3 protein-coding genes are annotated in these 2,210 nt (G+C 67.4%); all 3 read right to left on the bottom strand.

Going from position 1 to position 2,210, the window contains the following annotated elements; genetic code table 11:
• Positions 1–225 precede the first annotated feature (225 nt).
• Entirely contained in the window at positions 226–822 is a 597-nt protein-coding gene (locus AB0J58_RS44705; RefSeq protein ID WP_357795818.1) for a hypothetical protein, read from the bottom strand.
• A gap of 98 nt (positions 823–920) precedes the next feature.
• A complete protein-coding gene (locus AB0J58_RS44700; RefSeq protein WP_357795815.1) occupies positions 921–1,349 on the bottom strand; it encodes an AAA family ATPase in 429 nt (142 codons plus the stop codon).
• A complete protein-coding gene (locus tag AB0J58_RS44695) occupies positions 1,349–2,116 on the bottom strand; it encodes a hypothetical protein (RefSeq protein ID WP_357795812.1) in 768 nt (255 codons plus the stop codon). The genes AB0J58_RS44700 and AB0J58_RS44695 overlap by 1 nt, the downstream gene beginning before the upstream one ends.
• Positions 2,117–2,210 lie beyond the last annotated feature (94 nt).

Below are 2,210 nucleotides of genomic sequence, written 5' to 3'. Positions count from 1 at the left end.
CTGCGTCTTGGTCGACATCCGCACCTGACCAGCGCGGGCGAGCATGAAGCTCTTGGTCGGCATCTCCTGGATGATCTGGCTGCTGACCGGAGTTGGGATCAGCGGGTCATCAGCGTTGTCGCGGGTGGTCATCGCGTTATAGGTGGGCACGGGGATCTCGCTTTCAGGCATGCAGCGGCACCGGGCCCCGTGCAAGGAATCCGGAAGCTGCGGTGATCAGGGTGGTTAGCGGCCGAGGAAGCGCCGGAACGCCTCGTTCGGGTCCTCGGGCTCTGAGCCAGCGGGCAACGAGCCCGGCGTGAGAGCCTCAACCGGCCGACTCCAAGCGGGCTGCTCCGGCTCGTCCTCGTAACCCGGGACATGCGGGGGCTGGACCGCAGCAAGACGTCGGCCCAATTCGGCCTCGAACTCAGCAGCCAGTTCCTCGGCGGCCTCGTTGATTTCGTCCTCAGAGGTGCCACCGAGCCGGTCCAGCAGACTCATCGGGATGTTGTGCGCTGCGGCGGCAACGAGCTTGGCCCGGCCGATCTCCGCTGCGATGGCCCTCTGCTCAGCAGCGGCGACCCTGTCGGCCAAACGCTGCTGTTCGGTCTTCTGGCTCTCTTCGAACTCGGCGTACTTTCGTGCCGCCTCAGCGTTCGCCTTAGCCGTGGCCTCATGTTTCCTGGCCATGCTGCGCCACTTCGAGACCTCGGCTTCCCAGTCCTTCTCCGGCTCCTGCGGTTCACCCGTGTCGGGCTCCTCAGAGGAGACGTCGTCGACGTCCTGGTTTTCCTGCGTCGGCTCGGCCGGCTCGGCGAACTCGGGTGCGGTGTCAGACATTGCAACTCCCATGTCGGGAAAAGCCGCCGTGTCGGCGGTCTTTGGGCATGCGGAAAGACCGGCACCTGCCTGTCGGCTGGTCCGGTCAGAGGGAAAAGTCAGGTATCGGGAAACTCGTCGACAGGTGAGGGCTCATAACGGCCCCACCAGTCACGGATGGCCGCCTCGGTCCAGTCGGGCCGGCCGTCGGCGTGAGCCCGACCGATCGCTTCGTCCGCGGGGACAGCGAGGACTACGACGCGGGCACCGAGACGCTCGGCGGCAGCCTCACGGTCAGCGGCGGACGGCAGGCATCGGATGACGAACCTCTCCCCGTCGCCATCGACCACCTGCTCTTCGAGGCTTCGCCGGACCCGTTCAGCCATCCGCTTGATGTGGCGTGGGTGGTCGTGAGAAGAGCGAGATCCGAGTGACCGGCAGATCGCATCTAGGTCGACGATCTGATCTCCGGGGCCAGCGCGGGCCTCGGCCCACGTGCTCTTACCGGCGGCGGGTGGTCCACAGACCAAGGTGACGCGGCCGGCCATCACACCTCCGCGGGCTTGTCGCGGCCTTCCCAGTAGCGGCGCCAAACCTTGCGGGCTTCGTCGCCGCCGGTGCCTGCGGTGACGCGTTTCCAGTCGGCGTACAGGCTGTCTGCCGCGTTCAGGAGAGGGCTGTCGGCATCGAAGATCGGCACCGCTTGGCAGCCGTCATGGTCGTGATAGGTGGCGCCGCCATACCTACTGTCACCTGCGGTTCTGGCGGACTCGTAGACGGCTCCGCGGGAAATCAGCATTGCGCACCATGAGCACGGGTCGCCGTCGCCGATCCTGGCCCAGCCGAGCGCGCCCTCGTCGTCGTGGGAGGTGGCTTCCATGACATCCCGACCGCCCTCAAGAGCGAGCCGGGTTGCGGTTCCGGACAACGTGACCGCCATCCGATCCCGCGCCTGCGCCGGCGTCGCCCCCAGCCGCAGCGACTGCCGCATCACGGCCATGCCGGCACTGTCGAGAGCCGCCGACAACCGGTCAGAGGTGAGCTCCCGCGGCTCTGCAGGCACGACCCCGCCAGGCAGGCCGGCCGCAGTCCGCAACCGCTGGTAGTACGGTCCGGCGAGGTTCGCAGACTGCTGCCTCGACGCGACGACCATCGCGGCGAGCGCCATCTGCGTCGCCGGCCACGACTCCTCGGCCCGCTCCACGGTGAACAGCATCTTCAACAGCTTCACGAGATCACGGACGAGAGTCGACGAGAGCGCCCGCTGCTGCGCCTGGTAGGCCGCTGCGGCGCGCTGCTGCTCAGCCGCCGACATTCACACCAACCGGAGGAGGCGGAGCGTCTTCTATCGCGTTTGCGGCGGCCTGCTGCTTGTCGACGATCGCGTTCAGTTGCGCTTCGGCGTCGCC

Origin of the sequence: Streptosporangium sp. NPDC049644 (assembly GCF_040675205.1) — a bacterium.
GTDB classification, from domain to species: Bacteria; Actinomycetota; Actinomycetes; order Streptosporangiales; family Streptosporangiaceae; genus Streptosporangium; species Streptosporangium fukuiense.
The sequence above is the reverse complement of the archived record's forward strand: the minus strand, read 5'-3'. Positions and strand labels throughout refer to the sequence as shown.

Bases quoted from the DNA above. Each gene is read 5' to 3' on its own strand.
- AB0J58_RS44695 (WP_357795812.1), bottom strand. From the start codon at position 2,116: ATGTCGGCGGCTGAGCAGCAGCGCGCCGCAGCGGCCTACCAGGCGCAG.
- AB0J58_RS44700 (WP_357795815.1), bottom strand. From the start codon at position 1,349: ATGGCCGGCCGCGTCACCTTGGTCTGTGGACCACCCGCCGCCGGTAAG.
- AB0J58_RS44705 (WP_357795818.1), bottom strand. From the start codon at position 822: ATGTCTGACACCGCACCCGAGTTCGCCGAGCCGGCCGAGCCGACGCAG.